Origin of the sequence: Mycobacterium sp., from assembly GCF_049280035.1 — a bacterium.
Classification (GTDB): domain Bacteria; phylum Actinomycetota; class Actinomycetes; order Mycobacteriales; family Mycobacteriaceae; genus Mycobacterium.
The window spans coordinates 1-3045 of the sequence record NZ_JBAPPI010000743.1 but is presented as its reverse complement, the minus strand read 5'-3'; the positions used below and the strand labels follow the sequence as shown (position 1 = coordinate 3045).

Below are 3045 nucleotides of genomic sequence, written 5' to 3'. Positions count from 1 at the left end.
TCCCTACCCCTACCGTGGATACCGCGACGCCACTGACCGGGTCATCCCGTTGGTGGTGTGCGAACCGGCTTAGTTCCTCCCGCCGATTTCCCCGAACAGGGAGGCCGGCTGCGGTAAATTGCCTTTGCGCTGAAACGCCCTTCGGCGAATGGGGGAAGTGATGAGAAACCGGCTCCGCTTGGTTACCGTCGGGCTGCTCTCGACGGCCCTACTATCCATCGGATCGGCGCTGGCCTGGGCCGACGACGGGTCGATCGTGCTGGACTTCATCCGGCACGGGCAATCGATCGACAACGCTGCAGGCATCATCGACACCGTGCCGCCCGGGACCGCGCTCACCCCGACCGGGTTGACCCAGGCGGAGACCGTCGGGCAAGCAATCGCCACGGCGCATGCGAACGACATCGCCGGCATCTTCTCGTCGGAAGAGCTCAGGTCGGAGCAGACCGCAGCGCAGTTAGCCCAGGATCTAGCGGGCAAATTGCCCGTCACGATCTTGCCCGGGCTCAACGAGATACCCGCAGGCGCTTTCGAGGGCGCCCCGACGAACAGCCTCGAGGGCATCTTGTACTTGCTGGCCCCGCTTTCCTGGGTGTTTGGCGGTGTATTGGTGCCGGATCTGGGCGATCCCAGCGTCAACGGGGTGACGTTCGACGAAAGCTTCGGCAACGCCGTTCAAACGATCTACGACAGCACCGCGAGCGCTACCGGCACCCCGTTTGACGCCGCGTTCTCCAGCGAAGGCGCGATTGCGGTCTGGACGATGATGAATGTCAACAACCCCGATTTCTCCGTCCTCCTGCAGGAGCTGGTCAGCAATGGACAGTTCTTGCCCAACGCCGGCCAAGTCGTTATCGACGGCAGTCCCGGGGATTGGACGTTGGTCAGCTATGACGGGACAGCGGTGCCGCAGGATCCGGGATTGGGCACGGACCTGTTCGTCGACTTCCGCAACCTGATCGAGGCGCCGCAATTCGCCGGCTTCGACATTTACGAGGCTCTGCTCACCGGCAATTCGGCGACGATCGACAGCGCGATTCAGGCCGGCGTCGGCCAAGTCGACGCTGCGCTCGCCCAATTCCCCACCGCGGTATTTGACGATATCGTTGGCGCGTTAGGCGGCAGCATCTGAGCCGAGCATCGTTAACCGCGACGACTGCTCAGCCAATCCCGTTGCCGGCGGACGAATTCCGCGTCGACAACACTGCCGTGGCCAGGTACGTAGATGGCGTCGGGTCCGCCGACCACAAGCAGGCGGTCAAGCGTGGCGGGCCAGGCCGCCACATCGGAATCGGCATCGATCGCCGGGTCGCCGGACTCCTCCACGAGATCACCAGTGAAGACCACGACCCGGTCGCCGTCATCACCAGGCACCACCACGACCAGGTCCGAGGTGGTGTGGCCGCGGCCCAGGTACGCGATCGTCACCGGGCGATTTCCGAGGTCGACGATAGCGTTGTCGATGCCGTGTCGAGGCGGGCGCAGTGCGGCGATCGCGCGGTCGATTTCCTCAACGTCCGCGCCGTAACGCAACGCGTCGTCGCGAAGCTGATCGGTGCGCGACGAGAGGTATTCGACAACGTCGGGCGCACAGTAGGTTTCGGCGTCAACGAACACCGAGGAACCCAGCACATGGTCGAAGTGCTTGTGGGTCAACACCACGTGTGTCACCCGGCGTCCGGCAAGTTGGCGCACGTCGGCGTCGATCGCCGCTGCTTCAGCCAGCGTGGTACCGGTGTCAATCAGCATCGCCCCGGTACGGCCTTGCACCAAACCGACTGTCACGTCGAGGAATGGCAGCCGACAACGATGCACACTGTCGGTCAACCGCTCCCAGGTGAAGTGCACCCTCGGCCTAGGACGTCTGTGGGCTAGGCGCCGTACACCGGTACCGGAGGCCGAGACTTCGCGAGTAGATCGCCAACAGCCGGGCCTAATTCCGCCGGATCCCATTTGGCGCCCTTGTCGATCTGGGGGCCGTGTGCCCAGCCTTCAGCGACCCGGATCTTGCCGCCCTCAACTTCGAACACCTTTCCAGTGATATCACGGGACTGCGCGCTGCCCAGCCAGACGACCAGTGGCGAAATGTTCTCCGGGGCCATGGAATCGAAATCGTCGTCCTGCGTTGCCATCATGTCTGCGAAGACCGTCTCGGTCATCCGGGTGCGCGCTGACGGCGCGATCGCGTTGACGGTGACGCCGTATCGACCCATTTCCGCAGCGCCGACGAGGGTCAGTGCCGCGATGCCGGCTTTGGCGGCACTGTAGTTACCCTGCCCGACGCTGCCTTGCAGGCCCGCACCGGAACTGGTGTTGATGATCCGTGCGTCAACGGCTTTGCCCTCTTTCGACAGTCCCCGCCAATACGACGCGGCGTGCCGCATCGCGGCGAAGTGGCCCTTGAGGTGCACGGCGATGACAGCGTCAAACTCTTCCTCGCTGGTGTTGGCCATCATCCGGTCGCGCACGATGCCGGCGTTGTTCACCAGGACATCCAGACCACCGAACGTGTCGACGGCGGTCTGGACCAGGGCTGCCGCTTGATCCCAGTCGGCGATGTTGGAGCCGTTGGCGACGGCTTCGCCTCCGGCCGCGGTGATCTCGTCGACCACCCTCTGTGCAGCGCTGCCGCCGCTTGCCGGCGACCCGTCCAGGCCCACACCGATGTCGTTGACCACGACCCGCGCACCCTCGGCGGCGAAGGCCAACGCGTGCGCGCGTCCGATACCGCCGCCCGCACCGGTGACGATGACGACCCGGCCGTCGACTAGCCCCATTTTCTACCCATCTTCTGCGTCTCCTTTATTTGATCGCGCTCGCGTTCGTTGTGGCCAGATAGTGCGGGGGCTCGCCGCCACCGTGTACTTCCAACGAGGCACCGCTGATGTAGGACGCTGCATCCGAGGCCAAAAATGCTGCGGCCCAACCGACATCGGCGGGTGTGGCCAGCCGGCCGAGTGGCACGTTCTTGGAGATCGCGGCGATCGACTCGGCGTCGCCGTAGAAGAGCTCCGACTGTTAGGTCTCGACCATGCCGACCACGCA

The 3045-nt window shown here is 64.5% G+C and carries 3 protein-coding genes and 1 pseudogene; 1 reads left to right on the top strand and 3 read right to left on the bottom strand.

Features of this window, described 5'->3' with window-relative positions:
* Positions 1-160 precede the first annotated feature (160 nt).
* A complete protein-coding gene (locus WAN71_RS23905) occupies positions 161-1132 on the top strand; it encodes a histidine phosphatase family protein (RefSeq protein ID WP_422227708.1) in 972 nt (323 codons plus the stop codon).
* A gap of 11 nt (positions 1133-1143) precedes the next feature.
* On the opposite strand, the gene WAN71_RS23900 is transcribed toward WAN71_RS23905, so the two are convergent.
* The 3 genes and pseudogenes from WAN71_RS23900 to WAN71_RS23890 all read right to left on the bottom strand — a co-directional run.
* The gene (locus WAN71_RS23900; RefSeq protein ID WP_422227707.1) at positions 1144-1848 is read right to left on the bottom strand and encodes an MBL fold metallo-hydrolase; all 705 of its coding nucleotides are present in this window, start codon (positions 1846-1848) and stop codon (positions 1144-1146) included.
* A gap of 23 nt (positions 1849-1871) precedes the next feature.
* Positions 1872-2777 carry an SDR family oxidoreductase gene (locus WAN71_RS23895; RefSeq protein ID WP_422227706.1) on the bottom strand — a complete coding sequence of 302 codons (906 nt, stop codon included), beginning with the start codon at positions 2775-2777 and terminating at the stop codon, positions 1872-1874.
* Between the two features lie 25 nt (positions 2778-2802).
* A pseudogene (locus WAN71_RS23890) lies at positions 2803-3045 on the bottom strand (SDR family oxidoreductase); the annotation flags it as partial.

Excerpts from the sequence above, each read along its gene's own strand:
- WAN71_RS23905 (WP_422227708.1), top strand. The coding sequence starts at position 161 with ATGAGAAACCGGCTCCGCTTGGTTACCGTCGGGCTGCTCTCGACGGCC.
- WAN71_RS23895 (WP_422227706.1), bottom strand. The coding sequence starts at position 2,777 with ATGGGGCTAGTCGACGGCCGGGTCGTCATCGTCACCGGTGCGGGCGGC.